This is a genomic window from Burkholderia sp. BE12 (assembly GCF_002959955.1).
In the GTDB taxonomy this organism is placed as follows: domain Bacteria; phylum Pseudomonadota; class Gammaproteobacteria; order Burkholderiales; family Burkholderiaceae; genus Burkholderia.
In genome coordinates, this window is sequence record NZ_PREY01000001.1 from 22,836 (window position 1) to 45,242 (window position 22,407).

Genomic DNA, 22,407 nt, shown 5'->3' on the forward strand with positions numbered 1-22,407 from the left:
TCATGAATGAACTCGGCGTGGTTTACCGCACGATCCACCGTGCGGACCCGGGCGTCGCGGCGCGGCTCGGTGCGCTCGGCTCGGCGACGGTGCACGAGGCGATGGGCCGCACGGGCCTGCTCAAGCCGTACATGCGGCCGATCTATCCGCGTGCGCTGGCGTCCGGCACGGCCGTCACCGTGCTGCTGCATCCGGGCGACAACTGGATGATGCACGTCGCGGCCGAGCAGATCCGGCCGGGCGACGTGGTCGTCGCGGCGATCACGGCGGACTGCACCGACGGCTATTTCGGCGATCTGCTCGCGACGAGCTTCAAGGCACGCGGCGCGCACGCGCTGATCATCGATGCCGGCGTGCGCGACGTCGCGGTGCTCGAAGCGATGCAGTTTCCGGTCTGGAGCAAGGCGATCTCCGCGAAAGGCACGATCAAGGCCACGCTCGGCTCGGTGAACGTGCCGGTCGTGTGCGCGGGCGCGCTCGTCAATCCCGGCGACGTGATCGTCGCGGACGACGATGGCGTGGTCGCGGTGCCTGCGGCGCGTGCCGCCGACGTGCTCGACAAGGCGATCGCGCGCGAGACGAACGAAGCGGCGAAGCGCGCGAAGCTCGCGTCCGGCGTGCTCGGCCTCGACATGTACGACATGCGCGAGCCGCTGCGCCAGGCCGGCCTGCGCTACGTCGACTGATGCGGGTGGCGACGATGGTGCAGACCCTCCAGGCGGCGGCTGCCGTCACCGGAATTTCGTCGATGGCGACGCGGCCGGTGCTCGCGCGACTGGCAGTTGCGTATGCGGACGAAACGGGATGCCGGGTATCGGTCACGTCAGTCGGCGGTGTCGACGCGGCGCGGCGTGTGCAGGCCGGCGAGCCGTTCGATTTCGTGGTGCTCGCGTCGGATGCGATCGAGCGGCTCGTGGCCGATGGCCGTGTCGATGCGGGCAGCCGCGTGGCGCTCGCGTGCTCGGGTATGGCGGTCGCGGTGGCGGCGGGCGCGGCGCGGCCGGACATCGCCACCGAAACCGGTCTTCGCGACGCGATCCTGCAGGCAGGGCGGATCGGCTATTCGACGGGGCCGAGCGGTACGCACCTGCATCGCCTGTTCGCGTACTGGGGCATCGCGGACATGATCGCGCCGCGTGTCGTCCAGGCGCCGCCTGGCGTGCCGGTCGGTACGCTGATCGCCTCCGGCGAGGTCGATCTCGGCTTTCAGCAGTTGAGCGAACTGATGCATGTGCCGGGCATCGAAGTCGTCGATGTGCTGCCTGAGGCGGTTCAGGCCGTCACGGTGTTCACCGCCGCGGTGTGCCAGACGGCGCACGATCGTGCTGCCGCCGCGGCGTTTCTCGCGTATCTGGCGTCGCCGCAGGCCGATCGCGTGAAGCGTGAATGCGGGATGGAGCCGGCGTAGGGCCGGAGTGCGGCGCAATCGCAGCGCCGCATCGGAATCGATAAACGGATCGGATGGGATTCGGCATTCTTCGCAATGCGGTCTGTCAGTGAGCTTAGTTATGCTGATGAATCGGCGCATGCCGTACCGATTCGGTTCGCCGGATGTATCGCAGGATTTTCGTGACGTCGCCGCATCGTCTGTCGAAAGCGACGCGGCATGCCAAACAGAACGACAGGAGACAAAAATGCAGACGAACGGCAGGGCAGGGTGGAGCGTGCGCGTATGGCATCGCGCGGCGGGCGTCCGGCGCGATGCGCTGGTCCGGATACTGGTGATCGGCATGATGGGGTTGTGTACGGCATTGGCCGGCTGGCCGAACGCGGCAAGCGCCGCCGGCGGCCTCGCGAATCTTCCGGCGGTGATGCCCGCGATGTCGTGCCCTGCCGTCGCGGCGCTCGACCTGAGCGGCGTGACCGACGGCATCGTCACGATCACGTCGGCGGTGCTGCTGCCCGCCGGCACGGTCGTCGGCAACAACACGCTGCCAGCGCCCATGTGCGACGTGAAAGGCACGATCGGTCCGGGCGCGTCGCTGTTCGAACTGCAACTGCCGACGCAGGGCTGGACGCAACGCTACCTGCAGACGGGCTGCGGCGGACTATGCGGCAACCTGTCGGTCAATGCGCCGATGGCGTCCACTTGCGTGCCGGTGACCAACGGGACGATCGCGATGGCCGCGACCGACATGGGCCATGAAGGCGGCAACGACGGCTCGTGGGCGCTCGACCCGAAGGCGAAGCTCGACTTCGCGTATCGCGCCGAGCATGCCACCGCGCAGGTGGCCAAGGCGATCATCGGCAAGTTCTATGCGCGGCCCGTGCGCCATGCGTATTTCGACGGCTGCTCGGACGGCGGCCGCGAAGCGCTGATGGAAGCGCAGCGCTTCCCCGACGATTTCGACGGCATCGCGGCCGGCGCGCCCGCGAACGACCTGATCGTGCAGAACACGTTCCATCACGCATGGCCGGCCGCGGTCAACACGGATCCGAAGACAGGCAACGCGATCCTGCTCGCCGGCAAGCTGCCGATGCTGCATGCCGCGGTGCTGAAGGCGTGCGACGGGCTCGATGGCGTGGTTGACGGCGTGATCGACAACCCGCGCGCCTGCCGGTTCGATCCCGCGACGCTGGTGTGCGCGGCCGGGCAATCGACCGCGACGTGCCTGACGCCGCAGGAAGCCGACGTCGTGCGCCGGATTCACGACGGCGCGACCGCGGCGAACGGCACGCGTCTCGAACCGCTCGTGTCGCGCGAATGGGGCTCAGAGCTGAACTGGAGCCTGTTCGTGCCGGCAACCGCCACGGCCCCGAGCGGCACGATCAGCTTCGTGCTGCCGTTCCTGCGCTATCTCGACTACTACAACGCGTCGTATCCGTCCGCGACGATCGGCGACCTGAAGTTCACGCTCGACGCGTTCGTGAAGACTGTGCCGGTGTCGAACTACCTGGCCGCAACCGATCCGGACCTCGGCCGCTTCGCCGGCCGCGGCGGCAAGCTGCTGCTGTGGCACGGCCTGGAGGATCAGCACATCTCGCCGCGTTCGAGCATCGAGTACTACGAAGCGATGAAGCACTACATGGGCGATGCGCAGGTCGATCGCTTCGCGCGCTTCTACCTGTTCCCGGGTGTCGCGCACTGCGGTGGCGGGCAGGGGCCGAACGTGTTCGACGTCCTCACGCCGCTGATGGCATGGACCGAAACGGGCGCGACGCCCGGCCGGATCGTCGCATCCATCGTCGATGCGAACGGCAACACGACGCGTACGCGCCCGGTGTTTCCGTACCCGGCCGCCGCGCGCTACACGGGCAGCGGCAGCACCGACGACGCGGCCAATTTCGTTGCCGACACGCCGAAGGCCGACCCGTATGTCGACCTGCATTGGGCCGGCGAATGGCTGTATGCGCCGGGCTACGAGGCGCAATGCCAGGCCAAGGGTTCGCAGCTCGTCTGTACGGACGGCAACGGCTGGCATGCGTATCGTCCCTGACGGACGGCAGGCCGGCATCACAACAACTCACTGACTGAACCAGACAAGGAAGGAGACGAATCGATGAAAAAGCAGGCATGGCGGGTAGCGCTGACGTCCGGCGTTGCGATGGCGGTGGTCGCACCGGCGTTCGCGCAGAGCAGCGTCACGCTGTACGGGATCGTCGACAACGGTATCGGCTACCAGAGCAACGCGACGACGGTCGGCTCGACGGGCGGCGGCAAGTCGGTCGTCAGGATGAACCAGGGCGTCTGGGCCGGCAGCCGTTTCGGGCTGAAGGGTAGCGAAGATCTCGGCGGTGGCACGAAGGCGATTTTCACGCTCGAATCGGGCTTCAATTCGGCAACGGGTGCCGCGCAGTACACCGATGCGATGTTCGGGCGGCAGGCATGGGTCGGGTTGACGAATGCAAGCTACGGCACGCTGACCGCGGGCCGGCAATATGCGTCGTACTACCAGACGATGTCGCCGTTCAGCCCGACCACGTGGATCACCGGCTACTACGGTGCGCATCCGGGCGACGTCGACGGGCTCGACACCATTTACCGCGCGAACAATACGATCGAGTACACGTCGCCGAAATGGTACGGCGTGACGCTGAGCGGTTCCTATTCGCTCGGCGGCGTGGCCGGCAGCACGAACGCGGGTTCGACGTGGGCGACCGGCATCCAGTATGCGGCCGGCCCGCTCGGTATCGGTGTTGCGTTCGAGCGCGTGAACAACTCGAATACGGCCGGCGGTGCATGGGGCGCGAATTCGACCACGTCGAACGGCGGCGCGCAGATCGGCGTATCGGCGGTCACGAACGGCTACCAGACCGCGAAGGCGCAGCAGCGGTTCGCGGTGGGACTCGGCTACCGGTTCAGCGATGCCTGGGACGCGACGGCCACGTACACCAACACCGAATACATTCCGGGGGCGTCGTCGAAGTTCTTCAATACGGCGATCTTCAACACGGCGGGCGCCGTGCTGCACTGGAAGCCGTCGGCGGTCTGGGATTTCGGCGCGGGCTATGCGTACACGCGTGCCACGGAGTCGAACGGCATTGCCGATAGCGCGCAGTATCATCAGTTCAACCTGTCGCAGTACTACTCGCTGTCGAAGCGAACCGGGCTGTACCTGCTCGAAGCGTATCAGCACGCGAAGGGCAAGACGCTCGGCACGAGCGGCGCGGGCACCATCGTCGACGCGACCGCGACGCTGGGCGACGGGTTCAATACAGTACCGTCATCGACGGGCAACCAGTTCGGATTCGGTGCGGGGATCATTCACCGGTTCTGATGCGGGGCGCCGCGCGTGCCGCCGGCCTGGACTGCCGCAGGCGCGGCGCGCCGCACCGCTCGGCGCCCGGTCTTCAACTGCACCCGCAGCCGGTTCCGCAGCCGAAACATCCAGGCGCCGAAGCCGCATGACAGGTTTCGTCGAAAATCAGCCGCCCGGTCCTGGGCGGCTGAAGCGCTGCTCGACCACCTCGGTTCCCCAATGCGTACCCGCGCACTCGCTCGTCAGCGCAAAGCCGAACGATTCGTACAGATGGCGTGCGGCGTCGAGCCCCTTGAAGGTCCACAGATAGGTCTCGCGAAACCGGTGATCGTCGACGAAACGCATCGCCAGCGTCATCAGCTGACGTCCGACGCCCGAGCCGCGCAACGCGTCGTTGACGATGAACCAGCGCAGGTGCGCGACGCCCGTCGCCGGATCGCCGTCGATCGCGAGCGACGCGAGCGTCCGGCCGTCTTCCTGGCACAGCCAGAGCGCCTTGCCGTCGGCCGGCAGCGCGCCCGCGAAGGCGGCCAGCTCGGTCGCCACGCGCTGTTCGAAGAAGGCGCCGAAACCCCAGTGTTCCGCGTAGAAGCGCGCATGCAGGCTCGCGATGTCGCCGATGCAGCCCGGCTGGTAGCCCTCGCGAATCGACGGCGCGTCGGCGGGCGCGACGGGCACCCTGGCCGCGTTGTCCTGCGCGAGCGCATCGGCGTACAGCGCGAGCGAACGCAACAGCGCCTGCTGATCGGCCGGAATCATGCGGCGCAGCGCATTCGACACCTGGTCGGTCGCGAACGTGTCGATTCGTTTCCGGAGCTTTTTGCCTTCGGCGGTCAGGTACAGCTCGATCGCACGCGCATCCTCGCTCGACACGCGCCGCTCCACGACACCGGCCGCTTCGAGCCGCGCGAGTTGCCGGCTCGTGTTCGATTTGTCGAGCCGCAGGATGGCGCCGAGATCCTTCGCGTTGATGCCGGGCGCCATCCCGATCTCGAGGATCGCGTGCACGGCCGACGGCGCCCAGTCGCTGTCGGCCAGCGTCGCCCGCATGAAGCCGAGCTCGCGCACCAGTTTGCGCGAGAAGTCGCGCAGCTCGAGGATGGTCGCGTCGCGCGGCTTGGCCGGCGCATCGATGAGGTCCATGGATGGCTCCCGAAAGGTTGCGTGTCGCAATCAATAATAGTTGCGGGTCGCAACTTTGGCAACGCGGATTTTCAGGCGGGATCGGTCGTTTCGGGGCGGTGCTTCGGGGAGGCGACGGCCAAGCGGGCGAGGCGCGGGGACGAACCGGGACGGGGCGACCGGTATCGAATCGGATGGCGGGGCGCGGAGAAGTGGCCGCATACTGGGCGGAACGGGCCGACCCGCGAGCAGGGTCGTCGACCGATCATCGATCGACGACCACGCACCACGCACCACGGAGATCACCATGAACAAGCTGTTGCCGATGACGATCGCGTTGCTTGCGGGGGGCGGCATCGGGGCGGCGCCGCTGCACGCGGCCGGCACCATGGATGCGCCGCCGTGCAGCGCCGCGCACGCGGCGGATCGGGGCGGCGGGAACGCCGCGATGCCGGGCGCGGCGGTCCGCAGCTTCTCGACCGCCGGCTGTTCGGGCGCGGTGTTGCAGGGCGACCGGGCCACCGCGACCGTCAACGGCGACAGGGTCGAGTTGCGCGACGGCGTCGCCTATGTGAATGGCCGATCCTACGGCGCGGTCGCGCCTGCGCAGACGGTCGAATACGAGGTCGCGCGTGACCGGCGCACGTTGAAGGTCGACGGAAAAATCCGCACGCCGCTGCGCTGACGCTCGCCGGTTCGGTACGCCGCCATGGGGATTCCCGATCGGCGCGCGAGCGCCATCGACTTGCCGATGCTATTCGGCCGGCGTCGGCCGACCGTCGCCGAGCCGAACGTCGTGCCCGACCCACGCCGCATCGATGCGCGGTAGCGCGGCCGACGGCTTGCGCAGCTCGCGCAGCTCGCGCAGCAGCGTCGCACCGTGCGACGTCCGACCGCCCGTTTCGATTCCATTCGATTTGCGATCCGAACAAACACGCCCCCTCTTTTTCGGCAACGCGCGGCATCGATTCGCTTCCCGAAGCCGATGCGATGAAGCGCCGGCAGCACCGGCCCGGGTGCGACTCAGGACGTGGCGACCGCGGCCGCCACCTCGACCGGACTGCCCGGCGGCTGACCGGTTTGCCGGCGCGACCGGCCGGAGCTCAGGTATGCGGCGATCGAATCCTGCGTGATCTCGCCGAGCCACGCACCGTCCGGGTCGAGCACCGGCATCCACGACACGCTGTACTGGTACATCTTCGACAGCACGATGCGCAGGTTGTCGTCCGCCGCGACGCCGGCCGGGTACGGCGTCACGCGTTCGCCGCACACGCCGCCGTCGGTGCGTGCCGCGCGGCGCGTCACGTAGCCGAGCGCCCGGCCCGCGTCGTCGAGCACGGTCAGGTAGCGGCAGTCGGTTTCGTCCATCACCGCCAGCGCATGCGCGAGCGGCGTATCGACGCGCGCCGTTTCGGGCTGCGTGGCGGCGTCGCCGGCCTTCACGAGCAGCAGGCGCTTGAGCGTGCTGTCCTGGCCGACGAACTGCGCGACGAACTCGTCGCGCGGGCGCGCGAGCAGCGTGTCGGGGTGATCGTACTGAACGAGCTGGCCGCGCCGGAACACGGCGATGCGATCGCCCAGCTTGATCGCTTCGTCGATGTCGTGGCTCACCATGATCACGGTCTTGTTGAGTTGCCGCTGCATCTGGAAGAACTCGTTCTGGATCGATTCGCGATTGATCGGATCGACCGCGCCGAACGGCTCGTCCATCAGCAGCACGGGCGGATCGGCGGCCAGCGCGCGAATCACGCCGATGCGCTGCTGCTGGCCGCCCGACAGCTCGCGCGGATAGCGTTTCAGGTACAGCTTCGGATCGAGCGCGACCATCGACATCAGATCGCGTGCGCGTTCGGCACAGCGCTTCTTGTCCCAGCCGAGCAGGCGCGGCACGACGGTGATGTTTTCCTCGATCGTCATGTTCGGGAACAGCCCGATCTGCTGGATCACGTAGCCGATGTGGCGCCGCAGGTCGACTTCGTTCAACTGCGCCGTATCCTCGCCGTTGATGAGCACGCGGCCCGATGTCGCGGCGATGAGCCGGTTGATCATCTTGAGCGTGGTGGTCTTGCCGCAGCCCGACGGGCCGAGGAACACGCAGATTTCCCCTTCGGGCACCGACAGGCTCACGGAGTCGACCGCGCGCACGGCCTGGCCGTCCTTGCGCGTGAAGGTCTTGGTCAGTTTGTCGAGTTCGATCATGTCTTCTGCACTCCCTTCGGTGTCAATGCACGTTGCAGCATCTGCAGCAGCCGGTCGGCGACGATCGCGAGCAGGCTCACGAGCACCGCGCCCACCAGCAGTTTCATCATGCTGCTCTGCCCGATCGCACGCAGGATCAGCGTGCCGAGGCCGCCCGCGCCGATCACGGCGGCGATCGTCATCACGCCGATGTTCATCACGACCGCGGTGCGTACGCCCGCGAGAATCACGGGCACCGCCAGCGGCAATTCGACGAGGCGCAGGCGCTGCCACGACGTCATGCCGATGCCGGTGCCGGCTTCCCTGATCCCCGCATCCACGTTGTGCAATGCGAGGTAGGTATTGCGCATGATCGGCAGCAGCGAGTAGAGGAACACGGCCGTGATCGCGGGCGCGGCGCCGATGCCCTGGCCGAAGCGCGAGAAGAACGGGATCATCAGGCCGAACAACGCGATGGACGGCAGCGTGAGCACGAGCGTGGCGAGGCCGAGCAGCGGCCCCGCCAGCCAGTCGTGGCGATTGATCAGGACACCGAGCGGTACGCCGGCGACGATCGCGCAGCCCACGGCGATCGCGACGAGCCACACGTGCTGCAGCGTGAGCTGCAGCAGCTCGGGCCAGCTCGAAGCGAGATAGTCGAATACGTTCATCGGTTCTCCTTCAAGGTAGCGAATGGGTGCGCAGGAATGCATCGGCGACGTCGCGCGGCGATTTGCCGTCGAGATCGACCGCCTTGGCCATCGCCTGCATCGCGTCGTTGTCGAGCGCGGCCGACAGCGCGTTGAGCTGCGTCGCGAGCTTCGGGTTGCGCTCGAGCGTGCCCTTGCGGACCACGGGCGTCGCGTTGTACGGCGGGAAGAAGTGCCTGTCGTCCTCGAGCGGAACGATGCCGAAGCCCTTCACGCGTCCGTCGGTCGTGTAGACGAGGCCGATCTTCAACTGGTCGTTGTGCAGGGCCGTATAGACGAGCCCCGGATCCATCTGTTTCAGTTGGGCGCGGCTGAACTGCATGCCGTACGCGGCGAGCAGCGGCTTCAGGCCGTCGGGCCGGTTCGCGAATTCCGCGTCCATGCCGAATACGTAATGCTTCGCGGCCGGATCGTTCTTCAGGTGCTCGGCGAGCTGCGACACCGTCCGGATGCCGGTGGCCTGCGCGAGCTGGCTCGGCAGGCCGATCGCGTAGGTGTCGTTGAGCGGCGACGCGTCGAGCCACACGAGCCCGCGCGGCACGTCGAGCGCCTTGACGCGCCGGTACATTTCCTCGGGCGACAGCTTGTCCTGGATCTTGTTGTAGACGAGGGCCGCAGTGCCCGTGTAATCCCACATCAGGTCGAACTGGCCGTTCTCCAGTGCGCTGCGTGCGAGCGTACTGCCGAGGCCGGCGCGGACTTCGACGTCATAGCCGCGCGAGCGCAGGTATTGCGACGTGAGTTCCGCCAGCACGTATTGCTCGGTGAAGTTCTTCGCGCCCAGCACGAGCTTCGCGGCGAAGGCCGGCGTGCCGGCTGCGACGCACAGCGCGCCGGCGACGCCCAGGCGTGCGAGCGATCGAAGAATGCGTCGAAGCATCATGCGGCACCTCCGTGGCGTGCGAGCCAGTGACGGCTGCCGGCCGCGACGACGCCGTCCAGCGCCAGTGCGAGGATCGCGGTGAGCGACGCGCCGAGCAGCAGCACCGGCTGGTTGTCGAGGTAGATGCCGGGGAAGATCAGCGAGCCGAGACTGTCCGCGCCGATCAGGTACGCGAGCGGCGCCGTCCCGACGTTGATCGCGAGCGCGGTGCGCACGCCGCCGACGATGATCGGCAGCGCATTGGGCAGTTCCACGCGAACCAGCGACTGCCAGCCGGTCATGCCGATGCCCTTGGCGGCTTCGCGCAGCGCGGCCGGCACGTTCTTCATGCCTTCGTACGCATTGCGAGTGATGGGCAGGAGCGACGCGAGGAACAGCGCGACGATCGCGGGCACGTTGCCGATGCCGAAGATGCCGAGTGCGATGGCCAGCACGGCGAGCGAGGGGATCGTGTTGCCGATGTTGAAGATCTGCATGAAGCGCTCGGCTTGATGCTGGAATCGCGGCCGGCTCAGCAGCACGCCGGCCGGCACGCCCACGGCGATGGCCAGTGTCATCGAATAGACGACCAGCAGCATGTGCTGGCCTGCGTAGTAGGCGAGATCGTCCGAGCGCTGATGGAACGTTTCGGCGCCGATGCCGCGCGCCAATGCCCATCCCACTGCGATGATTGCCATCAGGCTGCCCACCAGCTGGACAGTGCGTCGAGTCATGAAGATACGCCTCCTCGATTCGGTGCGACGCGCGCAGGCGCACGCCGCGATGACGCCGAATGGCGTCGCGATGGAAGTTCGTGATCCCGGCATGGCCGCGATTGAACTGACGGAAACAGTGCTGCCGGCTGCACCGAGGTGCGGCTGGCGGTCGGGTGAACGCGACGACGCGTTCGTCTGATTGTCAGGTTCAGCCCGGCGGCGCCGTAACGGCGAGGCGCGTTCGAGCAGGGCACCGTCCCGTGAGGACGGCATGGATGCGGGCGGCTTGACGCCGACCGCTGGGGCCGGTGGCCCCTTTGACGTGGCGAAACGGATGCATGCGCAACGAAGTGCGAAATGACATCACGTTGCGCACGAGATCATGCGTTTTGTGATGAAGTTGACGCGAGTATAGAGCAATCGATTAATCGCGTCTACCGTGGGGGACGATCGCGGCGATGCGTCCCCGGCCGCGCGACAGCGAAGAGCGAGGTGCGTGAAAATTGATTCGAAGACCGAATCAGTGGGTCAAGACGCGGTCGCGACATGCTCGTTCCGCTCATGTCGGTGGGCAGCCGCACGATCGTCCTCGCGGTCCGCTCGCGTACGTCGTGTGCCGGATGATATTGGTCGACGTCGATTTCCGCGACGCGCGTGATCGCCGAATACCGTGCGTCGGATTCACGCGTCGACGTCCGACTCGGCGCGCGGCGTCTTGCCGGTCCAGCGCCGGTACGCATGACGGAAGCTGCGCGGCTCGCTGTAGCCGAGCCGCTCGGCGATCGCGGCGACGGTCAACGCGTGATCGTCGAGCAAGCGCACGGCTTCGTCGCGACGCACGTCGTCGAGCAACGACTGGAACGTGATGCCGTCCTTGTCGAGCCGCCTGCGCAGCGTGCGTTCGGTCAGGTGGAGCGCGTCGGCGAGCGCCGTCATCGACTTGAAGCGCGCGAGGTCGCGCGCCATCAGTTCCTTCGCGCGATCGGCGAAGCGCGTGCCGACCGATGCGGCCCACTGCCGTTCGAGCACCTCGCACTGGCCGTGCAATGCATTGAAGCTGACTTCGTTTGCGAGACGCGGCGCTTCCATGCCGTTCACCGACGTGAACACGAGCCGGTTGTCGTCCGCATCGAAGACGACCGGGCAGCCGAAGTGGCGCGCGTAGTCGGCCGCGTTGAGCGGCGTGGGGCGCGCGAGCCGAACCTGCTCGGGCCATACCGGTTTGCCGACGAGATCGGACACGATCAGGCGCAGGCTCGCCAGGCACATGTCGGCCTGGAACACGGCGAGATCGGGCTCGCCGTTGTAGCGGCCAATCGTCACGCTCATGCCGCCTGCGTGCGCGTCGACCCGCACGTCGAAATACAGCCCCATGAACAGCGGAAACTGGCCCATGCAGCGGAACGCCTGTATCACGGAGCCGCTGATCAGCATCGCGTAGCCGGCCAGGCCGAGCGTCGACACATGCAGCCGCGCGCCGATCGACAGCCCGATCGACGGCACGCCGCTGCAGCGCAGCAGGTTGCGGAAGCAGCGTTGCTCCTGGCCGCGATTCACGTGCAGGTTCGGCGACGCGACTTCGTCCGCGCCGAGCCCCGTGCCTTCGAGCAGCGCGGCGCCGTCGATGTGCCGCACGCGGCACTCGTCCAGCGCGACCGCGATCGCATGGACCGTGGCGGGAATATCCTGCTGACGCCCGGCCGGGCGCGCGAGGCCGAGCGCCGAACGCAGGCTGCGCTCGGCCCGGCTCTGGTTTCGTTGGGAACGGCTGCTCATGGTGCCGACGGGGTGACGGAGTCGCACCGAACATAGCCGGATTGTCCGCAAAACGCCAGTGCGGCACAGCAGCATGCAAGGTGAAATGGCACGATGCGCGACCACCTGTCCGTAAATATCCCTCGATTACGTCCGCTTTTCTCATTCGTCGTCGATTTTTTGACGCACCACACTTTCCTCGAGTCGTGCCCCGCCGGCAGCGCCGGACGCACGCGTGTTGAAGTCATGGACGCCACCCACGTGAGGACAGCATGGACAACGACAGGCCAGGTCGAACCGTATCAGTCGCCGCGACGCACGAGTTCGGGGCGCACGTGGAGCGCGGCCACACGGACGCCGGCAAGCCGCACCTGCTCGGACTCTCGACGCTGGTGATCTTCGGGCTCGCGTACATGCTGCCGATGACGGTGTTCACGACCTACGGCCTCGTCACGAGCGAGACGAACGGACATCTGACGGCCGCGTATGCGGTCACGTTGATCGCGATGCTGTTTACCGCACGCAGCTACGGGCACATGGCACGGCTGATGCCGAGCGCCGGGTCGGCCTATACGTTCGCGAGCCGCAACTTCGGCACGTCGGCCGGCTTCATGGTCGGCTGGGCATTGCTGATGGACTACCTGTTCATTCCGATGATCAGCTACCTCGCGATCGGCATCTACATGAAGCAGATCTTTCCGACGGTGCCGGCCGGCGTGTGGATCGTCGGCAGCATCGCGCTGATCACCGGGCTGAACCTCGTCGGCATCCGGCTCGTCAATCGCGTGAACCTGATCCTGATCGCGAGCCAGCTCGTGTTTATCGCGGTCTTCGTCATCGCGTCGACGTACGTCGCGGCCGGCGAAGGACTGTCGATGGCCGTCGCGTTGCCGTCGTCCGGCGACGCGGGCGCGATCTTCGCCGGCTCCGCGATTCTGTGCCTGTCGTTTCTCGGCTTCGATGCGGTCACCACGCTGTCGGAGGAAACGCGCGAGCCGCGGCGCACGGTGCCGCGCGCGATTCTGCTCTGCACGCTCGCGAGCGGCCTGCTGTTCATGCTGATCGCGTATGTCGGTCAACGGGTGTTTCCCGACTGGCACGCGTTCAAGGATCTCGATTCGGCCAGCCTCGAACTGATGCGGCGGGTCGGCGGCCGCACGCTGTCGGCGTTCTTCGTCGCGGTGTACGTGGCCGGCTGCTTCGCGAGCGCGATGGCCGGCCAGGCGAGCGTGACGCGCGTGCTGTTCGCGATGGGTCGCGACCGCGTGCTGCCCGAATGCGTGTTCGGTCATCTGCATGCGCGGCTGCGCACGCCGGTGCGAGCGACGCTCGCGGTCGGCGTCGTATCGCTGTCCGCGCTGTTCATCACGCTCGATCTCGCGTCGACGATGATCAGCTTCGGCGCGCTCGTCGCGTTCGCGATCGTGAATCTGTGCGTGATGCGCAGCTATCTGGGCCGGCCCGAGCATCGCCATGCCGCGGGCTGGATCGCATACGGCCTGATGCCGGCGATCGGCTTCGCGATGAACGTGTGGCTCTGGTCTGGGCTGTCGCGCCAGACGTTCTACGTCGGCATCGGCTGGCTCGTGCTCGGGCTCTGCCAGCTCGTCTGGCTCACGCGCGGCTTCACGCGCCCGGCGCCGACGTTGTCGATGAACTGAATGACCGGCTGCGCGATGCCGGTTTTGAAACCCTGAAGGAGGAGTGATCCATGAACGCCGTTGACGTCAATCTCGATGCGGACCTGCAGGCGCTCGGCAAGCGCCATCTGCTGATGCACTTCACGCATGCCGATGCATACCGCGAGAACGCGCTGACTGTGTTCGACCGCGGCGAAGGCTGCTGGCTCGTCGACCGCAGCGGCAAGCGCTATTTCGACGGGCTGGCCGGGCTGTACTGCGTGCAGGTCGGCTACAGCCACGGCGCGGAGATCGGCGATGCGATCCGCGAGCAGATGGTGCGGCTGCCGTTCGCGACCAACTGGGGATACGGCCACGAACCGGCGATCCGGCTCGCGCACCGGCTCGCGGCGCTCGCGCCGGAAGGACTGAACCGCGTGTTCTTCACGTCGAGCGGTTCCGAGTCGAACGAATCGGCGATCAAGCTGGTGCGCCAGTATCACCAGTCGCGCGGCGAGCCGCAGCGGCGCAAGTTCATCGCGCGGCGCGTCGCGTATCACGGCACGTCGTTCGGCGCGCTCGCGCTGAACGGGATGACGAACTTCCGCAAGCATTTCGAGCCGCTGATGTCGGGTGTGCGGCACGTCGGCAATACGAAGCGCTACGGCCGCCCGGCAGGCGAAACGGAAGCGCAGTTCACGCGCCATCTGCTCGACGAGATCGAATCGCTGATCGTGCAGGAGGGGCCCGACACGGTCGCCGCGATCGTCGTCGAGCCGTTGCAGAACGCGGGCGGCAGCCTGACGCCGCCGGCCGGCTACGCGGCTGGCCTGCGCGGCCTCTGCGACCGGCACGGCGTGCTGCTCGTGGCCGACGAGGTGATCTGCGGCTTCGGCCGGCTCGGCGAGTATTTCGGCTCCGCACGCTATGGGCTGAAGCCGGACATCATCACGTTCGCGAAAGGCATCGCGTCGGGTTACGTGCCGCTCGGCGGCGTGATCGCAAGCGACGCGGTCGTCGACACCGTGCTCGACGGGCCGCAGCAGATGTTCCTGCACGGCGCGACCTACGGCGGCCATCCGGTCGCGTGCACGGCCGCGCTCGCGAATCTCGCGATCATGGAGCGCGAAGGCGTGCTCGCGAACGTTCGCGACAACGAAGCGGTGTTTCGCCGGACGCTCGACGGGCTGCTCGAGCTGCCGTGCGTCGGCGACGTGCGCGGCGACGGCTATCACTACTCGCTCGAACTTGTGACGGACAAGGCCGCGGGCCGCTGGGCGGCCGGTATCAGTGCGCAGGCATTCGTGTCGACGATGCTCGCGCCGGCGATCTTCGACGCGGGGCTGTTGTGCCGCGCGGGCGTCGATCACGAAGGCACGCCGATCGTGCAATTCTCGCCGCCGCTCGTGATGTCGCGCGACGAGATCGTGTGGTTCGTCGCGCAGATTCGCGACATCCTCGTCGAAACCTACGCACGGGCGACGCGCTGAGCGCGGCATCCTTCATTTCAGGAGCATTCGATGCGAACGTCACAACAGTCCTACGTCGATGGCCAGTGGCTCGATCCGGCCGATGCGAGATCGATCGACGTGATCGATCCGGCCACCGCGCGGCCGTATGCACGGCTCGCGATCGGCGGCGCGGCCGATGTCGACCACGCGGTCGGCGCGGCGAAGCGGGCCTTCGATACCTATTCGCGCTGGCCGGTGGATGAGCGCGTCGCGTTGCTGAAGCGGGTCCTCGAGATCTATCAGCGCCGCTACGAGGAGGTCGCGCAGACGATCAGCCAGGAGATGGGGGCGCCGATCGCGTTCGCGCGGGCGATGCAGGCCGCGGTCGGCACCGCGCACCTCGAACAGACGATCCGCGCGCTGCAGTCGTTCCGCTTCAGCACGCAGACCGATTCGCTGCTGGTGTCGCACGAGCCGATCGGCGTGTGCGCGCTGATCACGCCGTGGAACTGGCCGATCAACCAGATCGTGTGCAAGGTCGCGCCGGCGCTCGCGGCTGGCTGCACGATGGTGCTCAAGCCGAGCGAGATCGCACCGTTCAGCGCGATCCTGTTCGCGGAGATCCTGCACGAAGCCGGCGTGCCGCGCGGCGTGTTCAATCTCGTGCACGGCTATGGACATGAAGTGGGCGACGCGCTATCGCGGCATCCGGAGGTCGACATGGTGTCGTTCACGGGCTCGACGCGGGCCGGCGTCGAAGTCGCGAAGGCGGCCGCCGATACCGTGAAGCGCGTGCACCAGGAGCTCGGCAGCAAGAGCCCGAACCTGATCCTGCCCGACGCGGACATCGAGGATGCCGTCACGCGCGGCACGCGCAGTTGCTTCAGCAACAGCGGCCAGTCGTGCAATGCGCCGACGCGCATGCTCGTGCACGTCGATCATCTGGCGCGGGCCGAGCAGGCGGCGCGCCGGGAAGCGGAACGTACCGTCGTCGGCGATCCGCGTTCGACGGAAACCGGCATCGGGCCGGTGGTCAGCCGCACGCAGTTCGATCGTATCCAGCACTTCATCCGGCTCGGGATCGAAGAAGGCGCGACGCTCGTCGCCGGCGGCCCCGGCCGGCCGGCGGGGCACGCGGACGGGTTCTACGTGCGGCCGACGGTGTTTTCGAACGTGACACCGGGCATGACGATCGCAACGGAAGAAATCTTCGGGCCGGTGTTGTCGATCATGACCTACCGGACCGAGGACGAGGCCGTCGCGCTTGCGAACGATTCGGTCTACGGGCTCGCGGCCTACGTGCAGTCGAAGGATCTCGAGCGCGCGCGCCGGATCGCGGCACGGTTGCGCGTCGGCAACGTCCACATCAACTACCCGGCGTGGAACCCGGCCGCGCCGTTCGGCGGCTACAAGCGCTCGGGCAACGGGCGCGAGTATGCGGAGTTCGGCCTCGTCGAGTATCTGGAAACGAAGGGTACGACCGGGTACACGGAAGGCGGCGCGCGATGACGACCTGATCGCCCGGACGAAGCGCGCGGCGAATGTGCCCCCGCCGCGTGTGCCGCCGCTCAGCGTTCTTCCGGATCCGTTGCGGACGCATCGGATCCCGCCACGGGCGCGGCGGCCGCGCGCCTGCGGATCTCGGAATCGAGGATCAACCGCCCACGCAGCTTGCCTTTCATCCGCTTCACATGCTTGGGAGCCTCGGTCATGTGCTCGACCATCAGCGCACGCACGCGCTCGGCGTCGCGCTCGCGCGCGGCCTGCAGGATCGCCTTGTGGATCGACACGTTCGCTTCGCCGAAGCGCTTGTGCTCGACGAGCGGCGTATCGTTCCGGAACTCGATCAACTGCCGGATCATCTCGTTGATCAGTTCGCAACTGAAGCGCAGGAACGGATTGGGATTCGCGGCCGCGAGGATGTCGTGGAACGTCGTGTCCTCCTGCCGCTGGCGCAGCATGTGGCCGCGATCGTGCACGCCCGACGCGCCGTCGCAGCACGCGATGTTCGATTCCAGCGCCGCGAAGTCGCGCTCCGTCAGGTGCGGCACGGCGCCGGCGGCCAGCTCGGGTTCGAGCAGCTTGCGCACCGTATAGATGTCGTCGATCGTCACGTCCTTGAAGAACAGGTAGTTCTGCAGGAGCTGAAGCGTGCGGTCGAGCGGCACCTCGACGATCATCCCGCCGCCCGACGGCCCGGTCGTGACCTTGATGAGGCCCTGCACCTCGAGCGACTTCAGCGCCTCCCGGATCGTGCTCTTGCTCACCGCATAGAGCTGCTGCAGCTCGGCTTCGCGCGGCAGGCGGTCACCCGGCTTCAGGTCCTTCTCGGTGATCAGCCGCTTGATCTCCTCGGCGACGAGATCGGCCCGCTTCGGCTGCTTGATTTCGACCGCGAGGCCCGCCCTGGGTCGGTCCATGACCATCTTCACGACTCCTTTTTCTGACCGCGCGCCGCGTCATCTTCGACGATCGGTCCTGGCGCGGGTACGGAATTTTGCCTGATTGACACCAATTTTGATCAACTCTAGCATCAGGTTCATCCTATTTATCATGATAAATAGGATGAACCGGCGGCGCGCATGCGGGAGTGGCGTGGGCACGGTTTGGCAGTCGGTCGTATCGCGTGTGTCCCCCATCATGAGGAGCATCAACTTGAATCGCCGAGAACTGTTGAAACTGGCCGCGCTGTCGGCCGTGCCGGGCGCGCTCGGCAGCATGTCGTCCCGCGTCGCGTTCGCGCAGGGCTCGCCCATCCAGCTTGCCTGCCCGGTGCCGATGTCCGGCCCGTTCGCCGCCAACGGCAAGTACGCCGATCTCGGCATGCAACTGGTCGTCAAGCAATACGGCAAGGTGCTCGGCGCGCCGCTCGCCTATACGGCGCTCGACACCGAGGGCAAGCCCGCGACGGCCGTGCGGCGCGTGCAGGAAATCGCGCAGCAGAAGGGCGTGCGTTTCTTCGCGGGCGGCATCCTGTCGTCCGAATCGCTGGCGATGGGCAAGGAAGTCCAGAAGGCGGGCGGCGTGTTCATCACGACGGCCGGGGCGGACGAGATCACCGGCAAGGATTGCAACGCGGCGACCTTCCGCTGGTCGGTGCCGACGTTCGGCGCGATCGAGCAGACGGTGCGCCCGTTGATCCAGATGCTGCCGAAGGCGAAGCGCTGGTACACGATCACGCCGCAATACGTGTTCGGCGACGGCCTGCTGTCGGCCGCGAAGGCGCTCTTCAAGGAGAAGGGCATCGAGCACGTCGGCAACAGCTATCACTCGCTCGCCGAAAAGGAATTCAGCGGCTACCTGACCAATGCGGCGGCCGCGCAGCCGGACGTGCTGCTGATCCTCAACTTCGGCTCGCAATCGTCGGACACGCTGCGCCAGGCCGTCAGCTTCGGGATGAAGCGCAACTGCACGATCCTGCTCGCGTGGGCATCGGGCCTCGAGCAGTTCGAGGCGCTCGGTCCGGATATCTGCGACGGCGTGTATTTCGGCGCGCAGTACTGGCACGGCATCGATTCGCCGCTGAACCGCGATCTCGTGAAGCGCGCGAACGCCGCGTTCAAGGCGAACCCGAACTACAGCCTCGCGGGTTCGTACATGTGCTCGAAGATCCTGATCGACGCGATGGTGAAGGCCGGCAGTGCCGATCCGAAGAAGGTCGTCGCCGCGATGGAAGGGATGAAGTACGACGGCCTCACGGGTCCGGAGGAAATCCGCAAGGGCGACCACCAGGTGCTGAAGAACTACTACCTGCTGAAAGGCAAGCCGAAGAGCCGGATGAAGAACGCGGACGACTACGCGGACATCGTCAGCTCCGGCCAGTCGTTCCTGGCGGTCGACAAGACGGGCTGCAAGCTCGCGTGACGCCGTGCATGCGTTCGCGGCGCATCGCGCGCCGCGGGCGTCCGTTATCTTCCTTTCCGACACGGAAGCCATGAACGTCTATCTGCTGCAGATCGTCAACGGCATCGGCGTGGGCATGCTGTATTTCCTGCTCGCCGTCGGCCTGTCGATCGTGTTCGGCCTGCTGCGCTTCGTGAATTTCGCTCACGGCGCGTTCTACCTGCTTGGTGCGTATCTCTGCTACCAGGCGTTGCAATGGTCGGCGAATTTCTGGGTGGCGCTCGCGATCGTACCGCTCGTCGTCGGCGCGTTCGCATGGATCGTCGAGAAGCTCGTGCTGCGTCATGTGTACGCGCAGCAACATGAATTTCACATCCTCGCGACGGTCGGGCTCGCGCTCGTGCTGCAGGAGTGCGCGATCCTCGCATGGGGCCCGCTCGGCGACAACGTGCCGCCGCCCGACGCGCTGAACGGCGTCGTGATCTGGGGCGGCTTCGTCTACCCGAAGTACCGGCTGTTCGTGATCGCGTTCACGGCCGTCCTCGCCGCGTTGCTGTGGTGGGTGCTCGAAGGCACGCGGCTCGGCAGTACGGTGCGCGCGGGCAGCGAATCGACGGAGATGGTGTCGCTGCTCGGCATCAACGTGACGCGCGTGTTCAGCCTCGTGTTCGCGCTCGGCGCGGCGACGGCCGCGCTGGCCGGCGTACTCGCCGCACCGATCCGCGGCGTCGATCCGTTCATGGGTATCGAGGCGCTCGGCGTCGCGTTCGTCGTGGTCGTCGTCGGCGGGATGGGGAATTTTCTCGGCGCGCTCGTGGGCGGCCTGCTGGTCGGCATCGTGCAGAGCCTGATGAGCACGCTGTGGCCGGAAGGCGCGCGGCTGATGATTTATGTCGCGATGGCGGCCGTGCTGCTGCTGCGTCCGAACGGTTTGCTGGGGAGGGCCGCATGATCGACTCGTCGAAACCGCTGCCGCCGGGCGCGGCGGCGTCGCAACGTCCGCAGTGGCGCGGCGTGCTGCAGCGGCCGGAAGCCTGGCTCGCGGTGGTGGCCGCGTGCGTGTTGCCGCTCGTGTTGAGTTCGGGCTCGCTCGCGACCGAGGTGCTCGTGTTCGCGCTCGCCGCGCTCGGCTGCAACCTGCTGCTCGGTTACACGGGGCTGTTGTCGTTCGGGCAGGGCATCTTCTTCGGGCTCGGCAGCTACACGGCGGGGCTGGTGTTGACGCGCGGCGTCCCATCCGTGACGGCCGCGCTGGTCGCGGCCGCGGTGCTCGGCGCCGTCGCGGCCGCACTCGTCGGCTGGTTCTCGATCCGGCAGCGCGGCACGTATTTCGTGATGCTGACGCTCGCGTTCGGGCAGTTGTTCTACTTTCTCGCGTATACGACGCCGGATGTGACGGGCGGCGACAACGGGCTGCTCGACATCCCGCGTCCCGCGCTCGCCGCGTTCGGGCATCCGCTCGTCTCGCTCGATTCGCCGTGGCGCTACTACGGCTTCGTCGCGGTGCTGTTCGTCGCGGTGTTCTGGCTGCTGCTGCGCGTCTCGCGCTCGGTGTTCGGGCGGACGCTGCTCGCGATTCGCGACAACGAGGCGCGCGCGGCGGCGGCCGGCTACGACGTGAAGCGCTTCAAGCTCGCGGCGTTCGTGATCTCGGGCGCGGTCACGGGCCTGGCGGGGGCGCTGCACGCATTGATGACGGGCATCGCGCCGCTGTCGAACATCGACTATCACACGAGCGAGATGATTCTCGTGATGACGGTGATCGGCGGCACGGGCAACCTGTTCGCGTCGGTGCTCGGCGCGGCGTTCTACGTGCTGTTCGCGGACTGGCTGTCGACGCTGTGGCCGCGCTGGCTGCTGCTGCTCGGCCTCGTGCTGATCGCGGTCAGCCTGTTCATGCAGCGCGGGTTGTGGGGGCTGGGCGAACGCGTCGTGGCGTCGCTGCGGCGTAGCGATCGCGCGGCGGCTACGGTCAAGGAGCGGCAATGAGCGAAGCGATTCTCGAAGCGCGCGGCATCGTCAAGCGCTACGGCAAGTTCACGGCGCTGGGCGGCGTCGATCTACGCATCATGCCGCGCACCGTGCATTCGGTGATCGGCCCGAACGGCGCGGGCAAGACGACGCTGTTCCATACGCTGACGGGCACGTTGCCGATCACGTCGGGCTCCATCCTGTTCGACGGTCACGACGTGTCGCACGAACCCGATCACAAGCGCGTGCGGCGCGGCATCGCGCGCTCGTTCCAGGTCACGAGCCTGTTTCCGAACCTGAGCGTGCGCGAGAACCTGCGCGTCGCCGCACAGGGCGTCGAATCGCGGCGGGCGCTGAATCCGTGGACGCCGCCTCGCGGCGCGCTTGCGCATGACGACATCGTCGACGACGTACTCGAGCGGCTCGGCCTGCAGCGCTTCGCCGGCACGGCGTCCGGCGTGCTGTCGCATGGCCAGCAGCGCCGGCTCGAGGTCGGCATGGCGCTGGCGGCACGGCCGCGCGCGATCTTCCTCGACGAGCCGACGTCGGGCATGGGCATCGACGATCTCGACGACATGAAGACGCTGATCCGCAGCCTGCGCGACGACTACACGGTCGTGCTGATCGAACACAACATGGGCATCGTGATGGACATATCGGACACGATCACGGTGATGCAGCAGGGGCGCGTGCTGGTCGAGGGCAAGCCCGACGCGATTCGCGGCGACGCGCGCGTGCGCAGCGCCTATCTCGGCAACATGATCACGGGAGGCCGCGCATGATGCTCGACGTGAAGGAGGTGCATGCCTGCTACGGCAAGAGCCACGTGCTGCAGGGCGTTTCGCTGAACGTGAACGAAGGCGAGACGGTGACGCTCCTCGGCCGCAACGGGGCGGGCAAGTCGACGACGCTCAAGACCATTGCGGGCGTGGTCGCGCCGACCGGCGGCACGGTGACGTTCGCGGGCCGTCCGGTGTCCGGGCAGCCGGCGCACCGGATCGCCGCGCGCGGCCTCTGCTTCGTGCCCGAGCATCGGGGGATTTTCCGGCTGCTGTCGGTCGAGGAAAACCTGCGGCTCGGCGCGCGTCGCGATTCGCCGTGGCAGCTCGACGATATCTACCGGATCTTTCCGCGCCTGAAGGAGCGCCGCCGCAACGGCGGCGCGCAGTTGTCGGGCGGCGAGCAGCAGATGCTCGCGATCGGTCGCGCGCTGATGAATCATCCGCGGCTGCTGATGCTCGACGAGCCGGTCGAGGGGCTCGCGCCAGTGATCGTCGAGGAGATCGTCGAGCAGTTGAAGCGGATCAAGGCGGCCGGCGTCGCGATCCTGCTCGTCGAACAGAACCTCGAAGTGTGCACGCAGCTCGCGGATCGCCACTTCGTGATCGAACAGGGTGTGATCGTCTACGAAGGCAGCAACGCGGCGTTCGCGGCCGATCACGACGTGAAGGACCGGTACCTGGGCGTCGGCGTCGCATGA

At 67.2% G+C, this 22,407-nt stretch carries 21 protein-coding genes; 14 read left to right on the forward strand and 7 right to left on the reverse strand.

Annotation, left to right across the window (positions count from 1 at the left end; genetic code table 11):
- Positions 1–2 precede the first annotated feature (2 nt).
- From ligK to C4B30_RS00130, 4 genes are all read left to right on the forward strand, one after another.
- Complete coding sequence (gene ligK / locus C4B30_RS00115) at positions 3–686, forward strand: 4-carboxy-4-hydroxy-2-oxoadipate aldolase/oxaloacetate decarboxylase (RefSeq protein WP_027786364.1); 684 nt, start codon at positions 3–5, stop codon at positions 684–686.
- Positions 687–700: 14 nt separating this feature from the next.
- Entirely contained in the window at positions 701–1,408 is a 708-nt protein-coding gene (locus C4B30_RS00120) for a substrate-binding domain-containing protein (protein WP_027786365.1), read from the forward strand.
- 226 nt (positions 1,409–1,634) lie between these two features.
- Positions 1,635–3,437: a tannase/feruloyl esterase family alpha/beta hydrolase gene (locus tag C4B30_RS00125; RefSeq protein ID WP_027786366.1), complete on the forward strand. Its 1,803-nt coding sequence runs from the start codon at positions 1,635–1,637 to the stop codon at positions 3,435–3,437.
- Positions 3,438–3,500: 63 nt separating this feature from the next.
- Positions 3,501–4,718 carry a porin gene (locus C4B30_RS00130; protein ID WP_027786367.1) on the forward strand — a complete coding sequence of 406 codons (1,218 nt, stop codon included), beginning with the start codon at positions 3,501–3,503 and terminating at the stop codon, positions 4,716–4,718.
- 147 nt (positions 4,719–4,865) lie between these two features.
- Here the strand turns inward: C4B30_RS00130 and C4B30_RS00135 are convergent, their stop codons facing one another.
- On the reverse strand, positions 4,866–5,843 hold the full coding sequence (locus C4B30_RS00135) for a bifunctional helix-turn-helix transcriptional regulator/GNAT family N-acetyltransferase (RefSeq protein ID WP_027786368.1): 978 nt from the start codon (positions 5,841–5,843) through the stop codon (positions 4,866–4,868).
- A 286-nt stretch (positions 5,844–6,129) separates the two neighbouring features.
- On the opposite strand from C4B30_RS00135, the gene C4B30_RS00140 reads away from it, so the two are divergent.
- A complete protein-coding gene (locus tag C4B30_RS00140) occupies positions 6,130–6,507 on the forward strand; it encodes a hypothetical protein (protein WP_027786369.1) in 378 nt (125 codons plus the stop codon).
- Between the two features lie 338 nt (positions 6,508–6,845).
- On the opposite strand, the gene C4B30_RS00150 is transcribed toward C4B30_RS00140, so the two are convergent.
- The 4 genes from C4B30_RS00150 to C4B30_RS00165 are packed head-to-tail and all read right to left on the reverse strand — an operon-like array spanning position 6,846 to position 10,306.
- Positions 6,846–8,021 carry an ABC transporter ATP-binding protein gene (locus C4B30_RS00150; protein ID WP_027786371.1) on the reverse strand — a complete coding sequence of 392 codons (1,176 nt, stop codon included), beginning with the start codon at positions 8,019–8,021 and terminating at the stop codon, positions 6,846–6,848.
- Complete coding sequence (locus C4B30_RS00155; protein ID WP_027786372.1) at positions 8,018–8,671, reverse strand: ABC transporter permease; 654 nt, start codon at positions 8,669–8,671, stop codon at positions 8,018–8,020. The genes C4B30_RS00150 and C4B30_RS00155 overlap by 4 nt, the downstream gene beginning before the upstream one ends.
- Before the next feature lie 10 nt (positions 8,672–8,681).
- Positions 8,682–9,593, reverse strand: coding sequence for a glycine betaine ABC transporter substrate-binding protein (locus tag C4B30_RS00160; RefSeq protein ID WP_027786373.1), 912 nt, complete (start codon positions 9,591–9,593; stop codon positions 8,682–8,684).
- Complete coding sequence (locus tag C4B30_RS00165) at positions 9,590–10,306, reverse strand: ABC transporter permease (RefSeq protein WP_089502457.1); 717 nt, start codon at positions 10,304–10,306, stop codon at positions 9,590–9,592. Before C4B30_RS00165 ends, C4B30_RS00160 begins: the two co-directional genes overlap by 4 nt.
- 49 nt (positions 10,307–10,355) lie before the next feature.
- On the opposite strand from C4B30_RS00165, the gene C4B30_RS36025 reads away from it, so the two are divergent.
- Complete coding sequence (locus C4B30_RS36025) at positions 10,356–10,487, forward strand: hypothetical protein (protein WP_256980740.1); 132 nt, start codon at positions 10,356–10,358, stop codon at positions 10,485–10,487.
- A gap of 482 nt (positions 10,488–10,969) precedes the next feature.
- Here C4B30_RS36025 and C4B30_RS00180 read toward each other — a convergent pair whose 3' ends face one another.
- Positions 10,970–12,064, reverse strand: coding sequence for an AraC family transcriptional regulator (locus C4B30_RS00180; RefSeq protein WP_027786376.1), 1,095 nt, complete (start codon positions 12,062–12,064; stop codon positions 10,970–10,972).
- A gap of 251 nt (positions 12,065–12,315) precedes the next feature.
- On the opposite strand from C4B30_RS00180, the gene C4B30_RS00185 reads away from it, so the two are divergent.
- The 3 genes from C4B30_RS00185 to C4B30_RS00195 are packed head-to-tail and all read left to right on the forward strand — an operon-like array spanning position 12,316 to position 16,622.
- Complete coding sequence (locus tag C4B30_RS00185) at positions 12,316–13,704, forward strand: APC family permease (RefSeq protein ID WP_027786377.1); 1,389 nt, start codon at positions 12,316–12,318, stop codon at positions 13,702–13,704.
- A gap of 50 nt (positions 13,705–13,754) precedes the next feature.
- Positions 13,755–15,152, forward strand: coding sequence for an aspartate aminotransferase family protein (locus tag C4B30_RS00190; protein WP_027786378.1), 1,398 nt, complete (start codon positions 13,755–13,757; stop codon positions 15,150–15,152).
- A gap of 30 nt (positions 15,153–15,182) precedes the next feature.
- Positions 15,183–16,622 (forward strand): aldehyde dehydrogenase family protein, encoded by a 1,440-nt coding sequence (locus C4B30_RS00195; RefSeq protein ID WP_027786379.1) that lies wholly within the window; start codon positions 15,183–15,185, stop codon positions 16,620–16,622.
- A 59-nt stretch (positions 16,623–16,681) separates the two neighbouring features.
- Here C4B30_RS00195 and C4B30_RS00200 read toward each other — a convergent pair whose 3' ends face one another.
- Positions 16,682–17,539, reverse strand: a complete 858-nt coding sequence (locus C4B30_RS00200) for a FadR/GntR family transcriptional regulator (RefSeq protein WP_027786380.1) — start codon at positions 17,537–17,539, stop codon at positions 16,682–16,684.
- A gap of 229 nt (positions 17,540–17,768) precedes the next feature.
- Between C4B30_RS00200 and C4B30_RS00210 the strand changes: the two genes are divergently transcribed.
- The 5 genes from C4B30_RS00210 (at position 17,769) to C4B30_RS00230 (ending at position 22,407) form a co-directional block, all read left to right on the forward strand.
- The gene (locus C4B30_RS00210; RefSeq protein WP_027786382.1) at positions 17,769–18,977 is read left to right on the forward strand and encodes an ABC transporter substrate-binding protein; all 1,209 of its coding nucleotides are present in this window, start codon (positions 17,769–17,771) and stop codon (positions 18,975–18,977) included.
- Between the two features lie 70 nt (positions 18,978–19,047).
- A complete protein-coding gene (locus C4B30_RS00215) occupies positions 19,048–19,908 on the forward strand; it encodes a branched-chain amino acid ABC transporter permease (RefSeq protein WP_027786383.1) in 861 nt (286 codons plus the stop codon).
- On the forward strand, positions 19,905–20,945 hold the full coding sequence (locus C4B30_RS00220; RefSeq protein ID WP_027786384.1) for a branched-chain amino acid ABC transporter permease: 1,041 nt from the start codon (positions 19,905–19,907) through the stop codon (positions 20,943–20,945). Before C4B30_RS00215 ends, C4B30_RS00220 begins: the two co-directional genes overlap by 4 nt.
- The gene (locus tag C4B30_RS00225; protein WP_027786385.1) at positions 20,942–21,709 is read left to right on the forward strand and encodes an ABC transporter ATP-binding protein; all 768 of its coding nucleotides are present in this window, start codon (positions 20,942–20,944) and stop codon (positions 21,707–21,709) included. Before C4B30_RS00220 ends, C4B30_RS00225 begins: the two co-directional genes overlap by 4 nt.
- Positions 21,706–22,407 carry an ABC transporter ATP-binding protein gene (locus C4B30_RS00230; RefSeq protein ID WP_027786386.1) on the forward strand — a complete coding sequence of 234 codons (702 nt, stop codon included), beginning with the start codon at positions 21,706–21,708 and terminating at the stop codon, positions 22,405–22,407. Before C4B30_RS00225 ends, C4B30_RS00230 begins: the two co-directional genes overlap by 4 nt.

Excerpts from the sequence above, each read along its gene's own strand:
- C4B30_RS00165 (WP_089502457.1), bottom strand. The coding sequence starts at position 10,306 with ATGACTCGACGCACTGTCCAGCTGGTGGGCAGCCTGATGGCAATCATC.
- C4B30_RS00130 (WP_027786367.1), top strand. The coding sequence starts at position 3,501 with ATGAAAAAGCAGGCATGGCGGGTAGCGCTGACGTCCGGCGTTGCGATG.
- C4B30_RS00230 (WP_027786386.1), top strand. The coding sequence starts at position 21,706 with ATGATGCTCGACGTGAAGGAGGTGCATGCCTGCTACGGCAAGAGCCAC.
- C4B30_RS00155 (WP_027786372.1), bottom strand. The coding sequence starts at position 8,671 with ATGAACGTATTCGACTATCTCGCTTCGAGCTGGCCCGAGCTGCTGCAG.
- C4B30_RS00200 (WP_027786380.1), bottom strand. The coding sequence starts at position 17,539 with ATGGTCATGGACCGACCCAGGGCGGGCCTCGCGGTCGAAATCAAGCAG.
- C4B30_RS00120 (WP_027786365.1), top strand. The coding sequence starts at position 701 with ATGGTGCAGACCCTCCAGGCGGCGGCTGCCGTCACCGGAATTTCGTCG.
- C4B30_RS00140 (WP_027786369.1), top strand. The coding sequence starts at position 6,130 with ATGAACAAGCTGTTGCCGATGACGATCGCGTTGCTTGCGGGGGGCGGC.
- C4B30_RS00125 (WP_027786366.1), top strand. The coding sequence starts at position 1,635 with ATGCAGACGAACGGCAGGGCAGGGTGGAGCGTGCGCGTATGGCATCGC.
- C4B30_RS00185 (WP_027786377.1), top strand. The coding sequence starts at position 12,316 with ATGGACAACGACAGGCCAGGTCGAACCGTATCAGTCGCCGCGACGCAC.
- C4B30_RS00220 (WP_027786384.1), top strand. The coding sequence starts at position 19,905 with ATGATCGACTCGTCGAAACCGCTGCCGCCGGGCGCGGCGGCGTCGCAA.
- C4B30_RS00135 (WP_027786368.1), bottom strand. The coding sequence starts at position 5,843 with ATGGACCTCATCGATGCGCCGGCCAAGCCGCGCGACGCGACCATCCTC.
- C4B30_RS00215 (WP_027786383.1), top strand. The coding sequence starts at position 19,048 with ATGAACGTCTATCTGCTGCAGATCGTCAACGGCATCGGCGTGGGCATG.
- C4B30_RS00180 (WP_027786376.1), bottom strand. The coding sequence starts at position 12,064 with ATGAGCAGCCGTTCCCAACGAAACCAGAGCCGGGCCGAGCGCAGCCTG.
- C4B30_RS00160 (WP_027786373.1), bottom strand. The coding sequence starts at position 9,593 with ATGATGCTTCGACGCATTCTTCGATCGCTCGCACGCCTGGGCGTCGCC.
- C4B30_RS00150 (WP_027786371.1), bottom strand. The coding sequence starts at position 8,021 with ATGATCGAACTCGACAAACTGACCAAGACCTTCACGCGCAAGGACGGC.
- C4B30_RS00190 (WP_027786378.1), top strand. The coding sequence starts at position 13,755 with ATGAACGCCGTTGACGTCAATCTCGATGCGGACCTGCAGGCGCTCGGC.
- C4B30_RS00225 (WP_027786385.1), top strand. The coding sequence starts at position 20,942 with ATGAGCGAAGCGATTCTCGAAGCGCGCGGCATCGTCAAGCGCTACGGC.
- C4B30_RS36025 (WP_256980740.1), top strand. The coding sequence starts at position 10,356 with ATGACGCCGAATGGCGTCGCGATGGAAGTTCGTGATCCCGGCATGGCC.
- ligK (WP_027786364.1), top strand. The coding sequence starts at position 3 with ATGAATGAACTCGGCGTGGTTTACCGCACGATCCACCGTGCGGACCCG.
- C4B30_RS00195 (WP_027786379.1), top strand. The coding sequence starts at position 15,183 with ATGCGAACGTCACAACAGTCCTACGTCGATGGCCAGTGGCTCGATCCG.